General features: G+C 41.3%; 13 protein-coding genes and 1 pseudogene. 6 read left to right on the top strand and 8 right to left on the bottom strand.

All coding sequences use genetic code 11. The features are described 5' to 3' along the window. Positions 1–19 precede the first annotated feature (19 nt). Both H6G96_RS07665 and H6G96_RS07660 read right to left on the bottom strand, forming a co-directional pair. Entirely contained in the window at positions 20–2,176 is a 2,157-nt protein-coding gene (locus H6G96_RS07665; protein ID WP_190910893.1) for a pentapeptide repeat-containing protein, read from the bottom strand. A gap of 179 nt (positions 2,177–2,355) precedes the next feature. Then, the gene (locus H6G96_RS07660; protein ID WP_190910892.1) at positions 2,356–2,697 is read right to left on the bottom strand and encodes a hypothetical protein; all 342 of its coding nucleotides are present in this window, start codon (positions 2,695–2,697) and stop codon (positions 2,356–2,358) included. A gap of 385 nt (positions 2,698–3,082) precedes the next feature. Here H6G96_RS07660 and H6G96_RS07655 point away from each other — a divergent pair, with 385 nt between their 5' ends. Then, entirely contained in the window at positions 3,083–3,523 is a 441-nt protein-coding gene (locus tag H6G96_RS07655) for a hypothetical protein (protein ID WP_190910891.1), read from the top strand. 35 nt (positions 3,524–3,558) lie between these two features. On the opposite strand, the gene H6G96_RS07650 is transcribed toward H6G96_RS07655, so the two are convergent. The 6 genes from H6G96_RS07650 to petB all read right to left on the bottom strand — a co-directional run bounded on the left by H6G96_RS07650 (position 3,559) and on the right by petB (position 8,344). Further along, positions 3,559–3,930 carry a hypothetical protein gene (locus H6G96_RS07650; RefSeq protein WP_190910890.1) on the bottom strand — a complete coding sequence of 124 codons (372 nt, stop codon included), beginning with the start codon at positions 3,928–3,930 and terminating at the stop codon, positions 3,559–3,561. A 58-nt stretch (positions 3,931–3,988) separates the two neighbouring features. Next, entirely contained in the window at positions 3,989–5,176 is a 1,188-nt protein-coding gene (locus tag H6G96_RS07645; protein ID WP_190910889.1) for a glycosyltransferase, read from the bottom strand. Between the two features lie 74 nt (positions 5,177–5,250). Further along, positions 5,251–5,457 carry a GDP-mannose 4,6-dehydratase gene (locus H6G96_RS07640; RefSeq protein ID WP_190910888.1) on the bottom strand — a complete coding sequence of 69 codons (207 nt, stop codon included), beginning with the start codon at positions 5,455–5,457 and terminating at the stop codon, positions 5,251–5,253. Positions 5,458–6,155: 698 nt separating this feature from the next. Next, a complete protein-coding gene (locus H6G96_RS07635) occupies positions 6,156–6,590 on the bottom strand; it encodes an anti-sigma regulatory factor (protein WP_347242199.1) in 435 nt (144 codons plus the stop codon). A 370-nt stretch (positions 6,591–6,960) separates the two neighbouring features. Beyond that, a complete protein-coding gene (gene petD / locus H6G96_RS07630; RefSeq protein ID WP_190730883.1) occupies positions 6,961–7,443 on the bottom strand; it encodes a cytochrome b6-f complex subunit IV in 483 nt (160 codons plus the stop codon). Between the two features lie 253 nt (positions 7,444–7,696). Next, positions 7,697–8,344 (bottom strand): cytochrome b6, encoded by a 648-nt coding sequence (gene petB / locus H6G96_RS07625; RefSeq protein ID WP_094332660.1) that lies wholly within the window; start codon positions 8,342–8,344, stop codon positions 7,697–7,699. 498 nt (positions 8,345–8,842) lie between these two features. Here petB and ctpA point away from each other — a divergent pair, with 498 nt between their 5' ends. From ctpA to H6G96_RS07605, 5 genes and pseudogenes are all read left to right on the top strand, one after another. After that, a complete protein-coding gene (ctpA, locus tag H6G96_RS07620) occupies positions 8,843–10,087 on the top strand; it encodes a carboxyl-terminal processing protease CtpA (protein ID WP_190910886.1) in 1,245 nt (414 codons plus the stop codon). Between the two features lie 545 nt (positions 10,088–10,632). Next, entirely contained in the window at positions 10,633–10,854 is a 222-nt protein-coding gene (locus H6G96_RS07615) for a hypothetical protein (RefSeq protein ID WP_190910885.1), read from the top strand. Positions 10,855–11,116: 262 nt separating this feature from the next. Then, positions 11,117–11,268, top strand: a pseudogene (locus H6G96_RS41180) (CopG family transcriptional regulator). 187 nt (positions 11,269–11,455) lie between these two features. Next, positions 11,456–12,568, top strand: a complete 1,113-nt coding sequence (locus H6G96_RS07610) for a histidine decarboxylase (RefSeq protein ID WP_190910884.1) — start codon at positions 11,456–11,458, stop codon at positions 12,566–12,568. Positions 12,569–12,789: 221 nt separating this feature from the next. Further along, the gene (locus H6G96_RS07605) at positions 12,790–15,606 is read left to right on the top strand and encodes an ATP-binding protein (RefSeq protein WP_190910883.1); all 2,817 of its coding nucleotides are present in this window, start codon (positions 12,790–12,792) and stop codon (positions 15,604–15,606) included. The last annotated feature ends 119 nt before the right edge of the window (positions 15,607–15,725 follow it).

Below are 15,725 nucleotides of genomic sequence, written 5' to 3'. Positions count from 1 at the left end.
GCTCTCCATCTCATTCATTCTACGGGCAACGGGGATGAATGCCTCCTTGAGTACAAATGTAGGCTAATTGCTTGGCATCTAAATTTTTGGCTTTAGTAAAATCAACTCCTTGAACTACGGCAGATACTGAGCCTAAATCTGGGGTTTTGACAAATTGATCTGCTGGGTCTTGTTTGCTAGGAGCGAGAATTGCCCCCTTAAAATCTGCTTCGGCGACATTCGCCCCGCGTAAATCTGCAAGACTTAGGTCGGCATTTTGTAAGTTAACGTTTTCCATCTGGGCAGAACGCAAAACTGCACCAGCTAGACGAGTGGCGCTCAAGTTAGAATTGCTGAGATTCGCACGATCCAAATAGGCCCCTGATAAATCTGCCCCTTGCCAATCAGTGTTAATTAAATTGGCAAAGGATAATTGCGTTCCGATAGCAGTAACGCGACCTAAACGGGCAGCGTACAGATTGGCTTCGTTCAATTTAGCGTCACCTAAATCTGCTCCAGTCAAGCTGGCTTTTTCCAAAACTGCGTTTCGCAGATCGGCTCCTACTAGTTGGGTGCTGTTGAGTTTAGCGTCAATAAGACGTGCGTTGGATAAGTTAGCTCTGTTGAGAGTAGCGCGGCTCAAATCAGTACGGTTCATCAAGACGCGGCTGAGATTAGCATCAGTAAGATTGGCTTGCTGCAACTGAGCTTGGCTTAAATCAGCCATAACATCGTCGTAGGTATCCCAGCGCCCATCTTCACCCATGCCCCGAAAGCGGCTACCCTTAAAGCTGGCTTGGTTGAGATTTGCAGATCTAAACTTAACTCCTGATAAATCAAGGTTATCTAGTACCAAGTTGAAGAAGGAACTTCCTGGAGTACCGCTTTGACCTAATTGGGTGCTACTAAGGTCAACGCCCTCGATTTTACCGCTATAAACAGAGAGAATCTTGTTGATTGTCCGCTGGTTTCTTTGTAGCCGCCCTTGCCGCAATTCCCGTTCTTGAGTTGCAGTACTGCCCACAGACTCTAGTTCGCTAACCAGAAACTGATTCTTATTTTTTAATTCCGGGATGGCTTGGGGTCCGACAGTTGTCAAAGCTTGTTGAATCGTATCCAGGAGGCTGGGGTTGGTTTCGCTAACCAAAAGATCCGCCAGAAATTTAATGGACTGTGGGTCATTTAGACCACCCATAGCTAAAATTGCGCTTTGGCGTTGCTCATTAGTCGCCCCAGAGTTAGGAGTTAATTGTTTGACAAGTTCGAGGAACTGTTGGCTGTTGATTTGCTTAGTTGCTCGCTGGGATTGTTGAATTTGGATATAAACTTGAGTGCCGATTAAAGTTGCCAATACAGCAGTCATACTCGTAAGCCCTACCCCAAACAAAGTCAGATTAGGATTTTGCTGTATGCGCCGCCACAGATTAGGCGACTGGTTGGTTTGGGCTGCCGCTAATTCTTCTCCCTCCTGCGATTCTTCTGCTTCATCATTACTGCCAGTAGACTGAGCTTGTCTGTTGTTAGCTAAAACTGAGGATGGCAAGGGGCGAGTCGCATCTATTGTATAAGTGCCTGCGAGTTGATCATGGAGTGCGCGACGCCCCCGGCGCGATGGTAAGCCTATCCCTTCACCCACAATCATTAACAAAGATAAAAGTGTGAATAATCCTAAATTCGGAAAAGCAAAGCTGTAGCGCCACAACAAATAGGCGATAGAAATGGGTACAGTCCAACGCCCAAATCCTTCTCTAATTACAACTGCCCCCAAACCGGGCGGTTTCCCTTGCTCGTTGACAACTCGTACTTTAAACCAACGTTTAGGAATTGTGCTACCAGTTTTAGCCAGTAGATACAATTGCCACCACGAAAGCGTTACAGGCGCTAACAGGGCGATTGTCCACAAAATATTAGTCGGCCATGCCACGTTACGGATGCCATAGCTCACAGGCAGAGCTAGGGGTCTAGCGATCGCTCTTTCTGTGACTACCAGCACGGGGTTAAGCGGCACTCGATTAAAATCGCTTCTAGAATTGGCATAGACACCAACGCCGAAGGGAATCAAGCCACTGGTAACCACTAGTGTGATTTCAGCCGCCCAAGCAGCAAAACGTCTACTTGCTAGCAGCAGCGAACTGGCTCTTTCCGGTTGTTTTGACTGACCAGATTGATTACTTCTCCTGACAATTGGTGTCGTCATCGTATAATTTCCTTTAACATTATTTCTACGCCGCGATCGGCACAATTAAAATAGACTAAGCTTATCGGCAAAAAGAAAAGCATATTGAAATAGAATGCAGTCAGAAGTCAGGAGCTTTTTGTATCATGGCTCCTGACTTTCATAACTACAGGTATGCAAAGTAAATGCATATCAGCTTATTACTTACGTTGAAAGCTACTAGACACAAAAATTTTGTATCCAACATACACTAACACTGCCAAAAGTGCCAGACTAATTACAGATGCAACCAGTTTAAACACTGCTTGCAGCATTGCCAAGCCTACTAGCACCGTCACAGCTGAAACTACCAGCTTTTTTGTCCCAGATAAGCTGTTGAACCAAATCTGAAATCGCTGCACTTGCAAGTTAAACTTGGCAAAAACAGATGCCTCAGTCTGTTTTTGCTCTTGTGGTTGGGGAACCACTTCCGGCGAAGAATTAATATCTGCCTCTAGCTTATTGAGGCGACGCTGTAAGTCTTCTTCTCTTTGAGGATTCATCAATCTTTTCTACCTCAGCTAGGTTACTTATTCCACAACAGACCAACCAAATTCTATTTTTGGTGGTTGCCTTAGTGATTTTAGCTAATGTCTGTGTGTGCAATACCTTTTTGGGTAGTAAAAATTATGATGATTTTGGGAATCCTAGCGTGTTACGGATTGAAGTGTAGAATTTCAAATAGAATATTTTGGTGTAAAAGCGTCACCAAGCATAGATATTTTACACGATTAATGGTCTTTATGCCCATCAAATCTTCACAAATAACCCTTAAATAAATAGTATTACTTTATACAGCAACTTTGGGAACCAAGACGGCTTACTATCGTCTATTAAATTAGACTGTATAACAATATTGCTCTAAAAAAATTTCGAGCATTAATTAAAATGAAAACGCTTAGGCTACTTGCAATTGTTCCCACAGCTTTGGCGATGAGTTTAGTGTTGACTGAGGCTAATTTGGCACAGACACCAACAATCAAAATTAATCGGAATCTCCAACCAGATCCACTGATTTTGAACGGAAAGTCTGGGGGAACTGTTAAAAGTAATTGTGGCAATATTACCACTGAACCCAATCAAGTTATCCAGGTTACAGAGTCACTACCTTATTTACGATTAACAGTAGAGAGTGAAGGCAAGCCAACGCTATTGATCGATGGCCCTGGGGGACGCTTTTGTGTAATGGTAGATAAATACTCTGGAGGCAAGCCAGAACTCTCTGGTTTTTGGCAAGCAGGAACATACTCGCTGTTTGTGGGCGAACAATCCCAAGGAAAGCCAAACTTTAACTACACCCTCTCAATCTCCCAAGAAACAAAGAAATAGTCATTTGTCCTTTGCTAATGACCAATGACTAATGACTAATCTTCCAGTGATTTAGCTGGGACTTCGACGGCTTTGACATCAATTGTGCCTTCTGGTGTGAAGCGCTGAAAATGACTATCTTGTACTAACAGTGACTCCCCACAGTTAGGACACTGCAACTGACTGTTATTTAAACCTGTAAATTCATATCTACAGACGGGACACTGGTCAGCAACCAAGTTGCGTTGCAGCCACCAACGAAAGCCAAAAAAAGCCACAATGGGTGCCAAAAACAGCAACCCGACAATAATTACCAACGACTTAACCAACCAACCCAAGCCCAGTGATGCGAGCAACCAAATAACTGCTAGCAAGGTGAGCCAAGGGCGGAGATTTAAAAGGTTCAATTGAAATGATTTAAAGCTCATTTTTTAAATGTCGTCCTGCTCTCCTTCTAGGATAGCGATTTTAGTCATTGGTCATGAGTCATTTATCATTGGGATTCAAAACTGAGGACAGAAGCAGTTTTTGTAAGTGCTGTTGAAAGGCATCTATGCCAAACAGAGCGATCGCTTGTTCTCGTAGCCACTCTCCATTACATCGCTGGTCATTCCCTTGAAGCATTTCTATACAAGCCGTTGCTACCGCATCAGGACTGCGGTGTGGTACTCGCCACCCCAGTTTACCATCTTGCAAAGGATCCGCTGAACCATCGTCGTCACCAGATAATACAGGCACTCCACAAGCCATTGCTTCCAGATAAACTATGCCAAAGCCTTCTTGCGAAGGCATAATATATGCATCAGCAAGACGGTAATGTTCCATTAATTCTTCTGTGGCAACGAAACCAGCAAATACGACGCGATCGCTCACACCTAAATATGCAGCAAGTTTAGCTAATCGCGGTTGGTCATCACCGCGACCAATTACTAAATATTTCACTTCTGGGAAAACCTGAGCGATTTGTGGTAATGCTCGAATCGTGACATCTACACCCTTGTAAATATCCCCTGACCATAACCGCGCTACTGTCATTAACACCTTAGCATCAGTTAAACTATACTTCTGGACTAATTCTGGCTGCTTGGAACCAGGAGTAAATTTATCCCCATCAATTGCACAAGGCATCATCTGTACCATTTTGGGGTTTAGATTATTAGCAGCACAAGCGCGATCGCGGCTGTAGCGGCTAATTGTCCAAATTCCAGCTGCTGATGCTAGGGCGCGACGTTCTTGATTTTTGAGGGGTTCCCAAACTTCTTTGCCGTAAGTTAGCACGGTGTAAGGAATTCCCAAAGGCTGGCAAAGAGTTTGTACTAACATTGCTAAGTTAATATGACCACAGAAAACTTTCTGCGGACGGCTTTGCAACAAACATTTAAGTAAAGCTGCTGCCATTTGTAGTCTCCCCACATGAGGAGACTGATTTTTAAAGTAATGAAATTTTAAGTTCTCCTCTTCAAACGGATTTAAACTATCAGAACTATCTCGCAACAAAAAGACTTCCGCCTTATAGGCTTGGCTCAATCCTAGATAAGCGCGAAAAATATCTTTTATATATGATTGAATACCACCTTCGTGGGCAAAAATTTCTAAAAACACGAAGACATGGTTAGTTTTTTTGTTAACTTTATCACCTACTCTGAGGCTTTCTGTCACTTTAATGATATGCATATTTAGGTTATTTACACTCGCGGTAAGGGCGCGATCACGTAGTCCGTCTTATTCCCAGCCTTTCTTCAGGAAGGCTACTTCGAGGCTGTAAAGGCGATCGCACCGTTTTGTAACCGCTCTAAATCTGTTTTTCCCATTTTTTCTAAAAGTTCTTCAAAACTCACTTGGGCTTCCCAACCAAGGTTTCTTTTAGCTTTACTGGGGTCAGCTACTAGTGTCAAATTAGGTTGTCGCTGCGGGGGTACTAATCCTAAAACTCGGTAACCGCGGTTGAGGAGCAAATGGCTGAGATAGTAGCCATCTTACCCAGTTATTCCTGTAACTAGGGCTGTTTTAGTCATACATAATACATACTTTGTCCCTTATTCCTTCTATCTCTTTAAGCACAAAATGGCACTTATTAGAGAGCAAAAGATAAAGCTCTCAATACTGCTGACAGATCCTAACAAGGGAGCAAGTATAACTCGAATGCTATCTTTACTGTATTCATTAATTTTTTTTATACAATAATATTTTTTGAGGCTTTACAAACAAATTATAATAACTCAGGAATTTAACTTAAAAAATATATTACCCTAATCCACATAATATTTTTGAAAAACGAGTATACTCTTATCAATCAAATAAATTTGATCAAATACTCCTACCAGTAGTGCTTTTGTTTTGAAGTGAGTGGCTCAACTTTGGGTAAAGTTTCCCTTAGCGTAGCGGCGACTATAAGAGAAATTTTGTTTGTCTTACTCTTAAATATAATCAAATTACGTGCAGCATTTCGTACAGAAGACTAGTACACTATGGCGAAGTTTTACCTAACTTTAAGGATTTGCTCAAAGTAAATTGTTATGTTAATTGAGATAGTAGGTTGATTTCTGCCGTGTTGTACTAGCCCTTATAGGCTGCTGGTACTCCTTGCCTATTTAAAACCCAAAATTGGTATCAGAAGTATTTTTAACTTCCTTTACCTTTGACTGCTTCACTTTTATTTTTGTGCTTCTACTGAGTATTTGACGATAAGAAGGCAATTTCTACCATCTGCACCACGTTCGTATACAACACGATCAGCTAACCGCCGCAGAAGAAACCATCCATACCCGCCTACTTGTAGAGTACCTGGGACTGGCTCTGCGATCGCATCAGGATCGAAAGGTTTTCCATAATCCCAAATTCTAATCTCTAGTCGGTCAATCCAGAGATAAATATTGATTTCAATGGTAGTTTCTGGGGGTAAAGCATGATGAGCGTGACGAACAGCGTTGGTAAAACCTTCTGCTAGTGCTAAATTTAGGCGATCAAGTTGGGTTTTTGACCAGCCAAGTTGAGACAAATGTTGCAGACAAAATTGCTCAAACCATTCTTGCACGTGGTTTAGGAGACTCAGTTCGCTCTTAACCGTCAGATGGTCTTGCTGCACTATGCTAAACCTTAACTGTGAATTAAATATAAGTAAACTCAAGTTGCTAGTTATTAAATTTTGCACTATTCGGAGAATTTCTCTGATGATATAGAAAAATTTAAATTGAGATATTCTATGTTCCAAAAGACAAAATATGAAGGATTTTGGCATTTCGAGGGTTGTAACTAGCAACTTACGTTAAGTCAATGAAAATTCTTTGTATTTGATGACTTTTGGTGATTTAAAATTTTGGAATAGCTTTTCCATCCAAAACTTCAGATCCTAGATGCAATCTGAATTATTAAAATTGACGCCTGTAAATTTATTTCAAAAGCACATTTGCATCTACTTTTGAAACTCACAGGCGTCAAAACACTTTGTGGTGACTAGTTTAGAATAGTCCCAAGGTCAAAGATTTATCCAATGGCAAGGCAGCACCAATACCCAGCCATATGGTGACAAGGGTACCAAAAAGGAAAACTGTGGTTGCAACTGGACGACGGAAGGGATTTTGGAACTTATTAACGTTCTCAATAAAGGGAACGAGGATTAGCCCCACTGGTACCGAACCCATTGCTAAGACTCCTAAAAGTTTGTTAGGAAGCGATCGCAAAATTTGGAAAACTGGATATAAGTACCACTCTGGTAAAATTTCCAATGGTGTGGCAAAAGGATTTGCTGGTTCACCGGTCATAGCGGGATCTAGTACAGCTAGAGCTACAATCGCAGCGAACGAACCCATGATCACGATTGGAAACACGTAAAGTAGGTCATTAGGCCAAGCGGGTTCACCATAGTAGTTGTGACCCATGCCTTTAGCGAGTTTAGCTCTTAACTGAGGATCGCTCAGGTCAGGTTTTTTTTGTGTTGACATTTTGAAATGTGCTCTCCTGCTTAAGTTAAATTAAAGCATTTGTGAAAGCTATCAGCTACTAGGCAACCCTAGCAGGCGGCAAACAGTGCTTGTCTATTTCCGGTCAGCCGCCTGGAGAGTCTCTACAGCTTTAGGCTTCAGATACAAGTGTTTGTTTTTTGGAACTTACAATTAATTTCTCGTGTTTCATAAGTTTAGAACAAACAACTTCATCTGAAAACTGATAAGTGTTGCCGAGGGCTAATAACTAAGATTACAAAGGACCGGAAATGCCTTGTTTGCGAATCATCAAGAAGTGAAACAGCATGAAGACTGCAATCAACCAAGGCAGCACAAAGGTGTGTGCGCTGTAGTAACGAGTTAGTGTTGCTTGACCAACACTCGAACCGCCGCGCAGCAGGTCGGAGATCAGAACGCCAACCACAGGAATTGCTTCTGGTACACCGCTAACGATTTTCACAGCCCAGTAGCCAACTTGATCCCAAGGTAGGGAATAGCCGGTAACTCCAAAGGAAACTGTGATCACAGCCAGGATTACGCCACTTATCCAGGTCAATTCGCGGGGCTTTTTGAAACCACCAGTCAGATAAACCCGGAAGGTGTGCAAAATCATCATCAATACCATCATGCTGGCAGACCAGCGATGGATGGAGCGAATTAGCCAACCGAAGTTGACTTCATTCATGATGTACTCCACTGAGGAGAAAGCTTCAGTGACTGTTGGCCTGTAGTAGAATGTCATCGCGAATCCAGTGGCAAACTGGATGAGAAAGCAAACCAGGGTAATTCCACCCAGGCAGTAGAAAATGTTGACGTGAGGAGGGACGTACTTGCTAGTAACGTCTTCAGCGAGTGCCTGAATCTCCAGGCGTTCCTCAAACCAGTCGGAAACGTTGGCCATACAATCTCAAATTCCTAAAAGTCGGTTGCGGTTGATAAATTCCGAAGTTCTAAATCGGCGACCAAAATTCTGATGGTCTCAAGCCTCGGCATCCTGCGGGTTTACCTTCAGGTTTTCCCGTTCGACAAAGGGGTTGCCACAGGCTAGGGTTCTCATAAGCCGCCGCTCAGACTTCTCTCCCAATTAGCAATTTTGGGATTTTAGTAAAGGCGAGTTTTTTTTGCTTGTCAGCTTTCAGGGTGCTAAGAGTCTTCAGAAACTTTACACTCTGTAAAGATAGAATATATTGCGATCTCTTTACGCCCCTGCACAGAAAATTGTGGACACAAAGTAGATTTTATCCTTTCGTGAGTGAATACAACGCATCAGTTGACTGAACAACTTGATGAGAGAAATGCACCACTTCTATAAAAAAAGTAACATAATCGAGAGATAGATTTCATCAACAACAGGGGAAGTGGGCATTTATAGGCAATTTGGGTTGAGGTGGAATTGATAATGGGTTTCATGAACAAACAAGTCTTTCGGGTTGGATTTTCATTGCTAATGGCGTTTTGGTTGGCGTTTGGTACGCTCACACAGCCAGCGATGGCTTTAACGTCGGAACAAAAGCTGGTTTCGGAAGTTTGGCGAATTGTTAATCGCACTTATCTAGATGAGACGTTTAATCATCAAAACTGGGCGGCTGTGCGGCAGAAGGTTTTAGAGAAGCCACTGTCGGACTCAAATGCCAGTTATGCAGCAATTGCGAAGATGCTCAAGAGCCTCGATGATCCTTTTACGCGCTTTTTAGATCCAGAACAGTACCGCAGCTTACAGGTCAATACTTCTGGAGAACTGACTGGGGTAGGATTGCAAATTGCCCTAAATCCTGAGACTGGAAAGTTGGAAGTAGTGGCTCCTATTGCAGGTTCACCAGCAGATAAAGCGGGAATTAGACCACGCGATCGCATTATCAAAATTGAAGGCATTTCCACAGAAAACCTGACCCTTGATGAAGCTGCAACCAGAATGCGTGGGCCGAGTGGCAGCCTTGTAACTCTCCTCATCGAACGCGACGGAGAGCCAGAAACAGAAGTTAGACTAACGCGTGATCGCATTGCTCTTAATCCTGTGGTTTCAGAATTGCGTGTTTCCACTGATGGTACGCCCATTGGCTACCTTCGCCTCAGCCAATTTAATGCCAACGCTTCAACAGAATTGGCACACGCTATTTCTAGTCTAGAAAAAAAAGGCGCTGCTGCCTATATTCTAGATTTACGAAATAATCCTGGGGGACTATTGCAATCAGGAATTGAAATCGCCCGGCTGTGGTTAGACTCTGGCACTATTGTTTACACTGTTAACCGACAAGGCATTCAAGGAAGTTTTGAAGCCTTTGGACCAGCCCTGACAGACGATCCTCTGGTGATTTTGGTGAATCAAGGAACTGCCAGTGCTAGTGAAATTCTCGCCGGCGCACTCCAAGATAATGGTCGTGCCCAGTTAGTAGGTGAAACCACTTTTGGAAAGGGTCTAATTCAATCCTTATTCGAATTATCCGATGGCTCGGGCTTGGCAGTCACAATTGCTAAGTATGAAACTCCTCAACACCGGGATATTAACAAATTAGGCATTAAACCAGATAAAGTGATTTCCCAAGACCCAATTAACCGGGAACAGGTTGGCACTGAAGCGGATTTGCAATATCAAACAGCAGTGGAACTGTTGAAGAAAAACTCAGTGGTGGCGGGAAAGGTTTAAAAAGTTAGGAGTTAGAAGTCAGGAGTTAGGACTTCCGCTACCAGTGTTAAGTCTGTTCGTGTAGAGTATCCAAAAACGGCCTAAACTGTGTTGCAACCTCCTGCCCCACTTCTCTTCTTAGGCTGGGTCCGAAGCGTAGCTATGCCGTAGGCTTTACAGCTCTGCTTAGTGACCCTCTCAGGGCAAACGCATCTAAATTACTCTTGATCACAACGAAGGTTAAAAACCAACAAAAAAATCTTTCCTTTCGCGTTTGATTATTTATTTTTTAAACCTCAAGCAACCGCCTAAAACCTTAGTAACCTGAGTTCGGGATAAGAAATACTCAAAAGCCTTGAATTATCGTTGTTCGGTCTAAAGCTCTGTTTTCATCTATTGTCAATAGGACATATTGCTGAGATTAGTTTCATTTATGAACCTTATTGACAAAATGATTCCACTTTTATCCCTGCTTTGATCAATTCCAGTTTTATTCAATTCTAACAGAATAAGCTTTTTAGCTTCTGGCTTAACCCGAACTCAGGTTTAGTAATAATTAAGGCTTAATGACATTAGTTTTAACCCTATTGATAATAAGCTTTACTTGTTGGCATGATGCGGTGGCCCTGGGTATTCATCCAGGCAGTATTAAACGTGGCGCAATCATCGGAGCCTGCAAGATTATACATTGTAGACAAGCTGACTTTGATAACTATGCTTATCAATTAATGGAGGCTTTTGAATTTAAAAATCCGATAGATTGTGCAGATTTACAATCAATTTTTTAGGGTGGAGGCTGTAGTTACCACGTATTTCTACTGAATGCTTAATTACAGAAAAATTTTTAGCTTATGTTTTACTCATAATTGTTGCCTTTAAATTACTTAAGCTTCATCATTTAAACTGGATTTAAATTCTTCACTACGGCTTCAAAGTTAACAGCATTTTCTTCACACCTTCTTGAGGGTAATATCATTAATTTTATCATTGTGATAATAGATCGAATGATTGATATTAGAGAAGTAGTTTCAAGTAGAGTTAATTGAATCAGTGAATAAGAAATGGGCTATTAAACGCCTGACAATCAATCTTACATCAAGCAAGCAGAGAAATACTGCTCAATAACAGGACGACCAGCAACGGATATAATTCGAGAGTTGATTTGCTTTTTAATTGTTGAAGAAACACCAAACGCAAATTGAAAGTATGGTTTTAGAGCGTAGTTGCTTAGTAATTAAATGTATAAGTAAATATTAAGCTTAAAAAAGCAAATCAGTGAACTACAGAAAGCAACTGGTTATAGAAATACGCTTGGTGGTCATACACCTAATTGAGATTATTTAAACGCATTTAAAAGAATTACTTAACAACAAGATTTGGAATAAAAAAATGGATGTTGACTTTCTTTCTGAGTATCAGCAGATTCTTAATGAAGCATCTGAGTTTCATTTAGGGTATCCCTACAACTTAAAACACGATCATACATTCTTATTACCTTTTCTGAAATACTCAATTAATAACCTTGGGGGAGATTGCTTTACTAAATCACATTATCGAATTGATTCACGGAATTTTGAAAAAGAAGTGTTGCAATTCTTTGCAAATTTATATCATCTTAAGGATTGGTGGGGATACGTAACTACCAGTGGAACCGAAGGTAACTTGTACGGAATACTCTTAGGGAGAGAAAACTATCCTAACGCTATTTTGTACGCCTCAGCTGCTTCACATTACTCTGTAAGCAAAGCAGCTAGGTTTTTTAAAATTCCGTATAACAAGATTGGTGTACAAATACCTTCGGAAGAAATGGATTATAGTGATTTATATGAGCAACTTGTACCTAATCTGCCTGCGATTATTTGCCTTAACCTGGGTACTACTTTTACAGGGGCAATAGACGATATTGAGCAGATTCTCAATGTTCTAGAGATGAAAAAGCTCAGCCAATTCTATATTCATGTTGATGGCGCTTTAGGTGGAATGCTTCTTCCCTACTTACGTTCACACTGGATTGATTTCAACAGACCTATCAGTTCGCTGTCAATCTCAGGACATAAGTTTATTGGTAGCCCTTTCCCTTGTGGCATTGTTATTACGAAAAAACATTTGGTTGAAGCTCTCACATCTGATATCGAGTATATCGGCGCTCGGGATATGACTATTGGAGGTAGCCGCAACGGACATACTTCACTTTGTTTATGGCATGAAATCTCCAAAAGGCGTTCTAACTTTGGATTAGAAGTAGCTGGTTGTGTAGCCAAAGCAGAGCATTTGTGTAAACAACTGAAATTAAGAGACTTCAATCCATTTCTCAACCCTTATTCAAATACAGTTGTTTTCAATAAACCCTCTGATAATCTTGTGAAAAAGTATCAACTTGCAGTCAGGGGAAATTATGCACACGCAATTATCATGCAAAATCACTACATTGAATTTCTTAATCACTTTGTTGAAGAACTTGTTACAGAACAGTTTAATTTGGCAAAAATAGGTAAAGAATAAAGTAATTCGCCAGTAGCCGAAGTGTAGATAGCAGACCATGCTGTTGGCGAAGTTGACTTTTTTTGCGAAAATCTGGAAAGCCGAGATAGGCTAAACCTAAAAAGTTATTTATCAAATAAATCTTCAAATAATTTATCTTCAATAAAAGTCTGCCTTCAGAACAATTATGAGATGGAAACTCTAGTTAACAAGGTTAACCAAAAAGCTTCGCATTACCGATCATGCTCAAACAAGACTATACAGCTGTAAGCCAATCTTCATACCCTCACTTAACTAGAAGTCTAAGTACTGTTGAAAGCTGGGGCTTTGGTTTGACAGCTCATATTTCGTGGGTAGCATTGGTTCCTGCAATTCATGCTGCTCTAGGTTCACAAGCTATTTTTGTTTGGATACCTGCTGTAATTGTCGGGATGCTGATAAACTATCAGGTCAAGCGTTTAGGAATGTATTTTATTGATGTAGCAGGAGGAACGCCCAACTATATCAGCCATCTGCTCAAACGCTACTCTGGACTAGCTCGCTATGCTGCAATTGGATACCTTCTTAACTGGGTGTCTTACTTATCAGTTAATACTCTCGTACTCACTGATTTAATTAAAGTGAATTTAGAATCGCTAGGCATTGCCTGTCCTAAATTATTTTTGGACATTGGCTTTACGCTGCTGCCGTTTGTAGTGGCGTTTAGTGGTACTCGTGCGCTGAGTATTTTGCATTTATTTTTTGCGATTCCAGCTTTTGGGCTATTAACTACCTTTTGTGTACAAGGTCTTGGCTGGTTAACTTTCTCTAGTGCTAGCCCTGGGTTTTTTCCTAACAGTTGGTCATCTTTGAGCTTCGTGGATTGGGCAAAGTGGTTCTTTTTCGTTTCCTACGCTACTTATAGTTGTGAAACGGCTTCTTCTTTTGTCGCAGATAGCCGTCATCCCAAGCAAACGCTGCGCTTTCTGGATATTGCTACTTGGATGATGCCGCCTATTTTTATCGGCGGGTCTTGGGTAATGATGCGGTTAGCAACAGCGCCAGGTTTGGATGATAATGCTTTTTTGAATCTTGTGGCGGCTGCTAAACCCTTTTGGGGAAACTGGGCCCAAATTAACATCACCTTTCTATTAGTGTCTGCTTCTCTGTTAGGTTCTGCAACAGTAGTTTCTAATTGCCCTAGAATTTTGTATCAGCTTGCCTTAGATAACCATATTTCACCAGTCTTTTCTGCTGTGTCGCGTCGGGGCGTATTTGTGCCTGCTCTGAGCTTAACTTTGCTGCTTTGCTGTCTTTATCTGATTTGGGCAAATGTAACCCAAATTGTCGCAGTGGGAAATATCGGTTGGTTTGCCTCCTTTATGTTATTGCATTTAGGGCTTTGGTTGGGGCGCAATCATCCAGAAGTTTTGTTTCCTCGAATATCTTTGGGCATTTTGCTGTTAGAAATTGTGGTTTTATTGGTAGGGGGGATTGCCTGGGGTTGGATAAATTTCCTGATTGGTCTAGTATTTCCAATTGGGATTATCGGAATTGATGCGTTAATCCGCCACGTTAACTTCCCGCCTTTTCATTTAAGTTGGTGGAGGCGGCATTACCGCGCCCGCTCTTCGATAATTATTAAGGATTCTGTCATACTCCAGGTAAGCATCCTAATTATTTTAATATGCAGTGCAGTGGCAACGGGCTGGTTATTTGGTGCTAACCTGAACACGGCGACAAAAGCTACAGATGAAAATTTATTTGTTGTGTTGCTGATGACAGTGGCATTTATAGGAGTAGCTATAGCCTGTTGGACAACCTTACCCCAAGTAGTCGCCATTGCAGAGGCACGAGAAGCTGCCGAACACCTGTTTACTGTTGCCCAGGATGGTATTTTGGTCTTGGATGAGCAGGGTAGTATCAGGCAGGCAAACCCAGCAACCGAATTTATCTTTGATATCAAACCATTTGAGTTGCTAGGAAATCACCTCAGCAAATGGATATTTGAATTTCCTAACTATCCACAGCAATGGACAAAGCGAAGTGAACATACCCTGTTCCACAAAGCTGGTGTGCGAACTTTGGAAGTTTCTATTTCCGACCGACCGCATCAAGATTTTCAAGAATATGTCGTTATTCTCCACGATATTACTAAACGCAAACAAGCAGAGGAAAGATTACGACAATCACAAGCACAATTACAACAAGAAGCAAAGCTGCTAGCATCTCAACTGGTGCAGAGTGAAAAAATGTCTAGTTTGGGACAGTTAGTGGCAGGTGTAGCTCACGAAATCAATAACCCCGTCAATTTTATCTATGGTAATTTAACTCCTGCCAATCAGTACACCCAAGATTTACTTGAATTGCTGCAACTATACCAGCAATACTATCCTAATCCAGTAACCCAAATCCAAAAGCAAGCACAAGCCATAGATATTAATTTCTTAATAGAAGACCTACCAAAGTTACTAACTTCTATGAGAATTGGTGCTGAAAGAATTACAGAAATTGTACGATCTTTACGTAACTTTTCCCGCCTAGATCATGCAGAGATGAAGGCGGTAAACATTCACGAGGGTATTGATAGTACTTTGATGCTCCTAGAGCATCGCCTCAAAGCCACAGCTAATTACCCAGCGATTAAACTCATTAAAAAATACAGCAATTTGCCATTGGTAGAATGTTACCCTGGACAACTCAATCAGGTGTTTATGAATATTCTTGCAAATGCAATCGATGCTTTAGAAGAATCGATAGTTGATGAAAAAACTACTAACATTCCCCAGATTTGCATTTGTACTAGTTTCATTGCTGACCAGCAGTTAGTAATTATTTCTATTGCTGATAATGGTTGTGGTATCCCGGAAAATATTCAACAGCAACTGTTTGACCCCTTTTTTACGACAAAACCAGTCGGGAAAGGCACAGGTTTAGGCTTATCTATTAGTTACCAAATAATTACTCAAAAGCATCAGGGAACATTAGAATGTATTTCCTCTCCTAATAAAGGTACAGAATTTATAATTACAATTCCCCTAAAGCACTCACTAAAAACCAAACCAATAGACCCTTTCTGATTCTTTATGCACGCGATGCCAAGTTTTTGACTATAATTGGCATGGCTAGCTCGGTACGGAAATACAGCCATTGACTTGATAAATGAGATTTTTATTCAAGTTACAATAAAAACTGCTGT

Origin of the sequence: Nostoc sp. FACHB-892, assembly GCF_014698795.1 — a bacterium.
Lineage (GTDB): Bacteria > Cyanobacteriota > Cyanobacteriia > Cyanobacteriales > Nostocaceae > Nostoc.
This window is presented reverse-complemented; position numbering and strand designations above follow the sequence as displayed.

Coding starts and splice junctions, on each gene's coding strand:
- H6G96_RS07615 (WP_190910885.1), top strand. CDS start 10,633: ATGACATTAGTTTTAACCCTATTGATAATAAGCTTTACTTGTTGGCAT.
- H6G96_RS07645 (WP_190910889.1), bottom strand. CDS start 5,176: ATGCATATCATTAAAGTGACAGAAAGCCTCAGAGTAGGTGATAAAGTT.
- ctpA (WP_190910886.1), top strand. CDS start 8,843: ATGGGTTTCATGAACAAACAAGTCTTTCGGGTTGGATTTTCATTGCTA.
- H6G96_RS07660 (WP_190910892.1), bottom strand. CDS start 2,697: ATGAATCCTCAAAGAGAAGAAGACTTACAGCGTCGCCTCAATAAGCTA.
- H6G96_RS07605 (WP_190910883.1), top strand. CDS start 12,790: ATGCTCAAACAAGACTATACAGCTGTAAGCCAATCTTCATACCCTCAC.
- H6G96_RS07655 (WP_190910891.1), top strand. CDS start 3,083: ATGAAAACGCTTAGGCTACTTGCAATTGTTCCCACAGCTTTGGCGATG.
- petD (WP_190730883.1), bottom strand. CDS start 7,443: ATGTCAACACAAAAAAAACCTGACCTGAGCGATCCTCAGTTAAGAGCT.
- H6G96_RS07650 (WP_190910890.1), bottom strand. CDS start 3,930: ATGAGCTTTAAATCATTTCAATTGAACCTTTTAAATCTCCGCCCTTGG.
- H6G96_RS07610 (WP_190910884.1), top strand. CDS start 11,456: ATGGATGTTGACTTTCTTTCTGAGTATCAGCAGATTCTTAATGAAGCA.
- H6G96_RS07665 (WP_190910893.1), bottom strand. CDS start 2,176: ATGACGACACCAATTGTCAGGAGAAGTAATCAATCTGGTCAGTCAAAA.
- petB (WP_094332660.1), bottom strand. CDS start 8,344: ATGGCCAACGTTTCCGACTGGTTTGAGGAACGCCTGGAGATTCAGGCA.